Origin of the sequence: Helicobacter pylori, assembly GCF_011175115.1 — a bacterium.
Lineage (GTDB): Bacteria > Campylobacterota > Campylobacteria > Campylobacterales > Helicobacteraceae > Helicobacter > Helicobacter pylori_DF.
Map to the genome: position 1 here is coordinate 54401 of NZ_SHOW01000008.1, position 287 is coordinate 54687.

Genomic DNA, 287 nt, shown 5'->3' on the forward strand with positions numbered 1-287 from the left:
ATCGTTAAGATTTTGGACGCCTTCACAGAATTAAACACAGAATTAAACACAGAATTAAAAGCGCGAAAAAAGCAATACCAGTATTACCAAAACATGCTTTTAGACTTTAAGGACACCAAACAAAACCACAAAGACGCAAAAATTAGTGCAAAAACCTACCCCAAACGCTTAAAAACCTTGCTCCAAACCTTAGCACCTAAGGGGGTGGAGTTTAAAACGCTTGAAGAGGTTTTTGAAATTAAAAATGGTTACACCCCATCAAAAAACAATCCTGAATTTTGGGAAAA

Annotated in this window: 1 pseudogene; it reads left to right on the top strand. The window is 35.9% G+C overall.

From position 1 onward, the window contains the following. Positions 1 to 287 (top strand): annotated as a pseudogene (locus tag EXS92_RS08045) (restriction endonuclease subunit S); the annotation flags it as partial.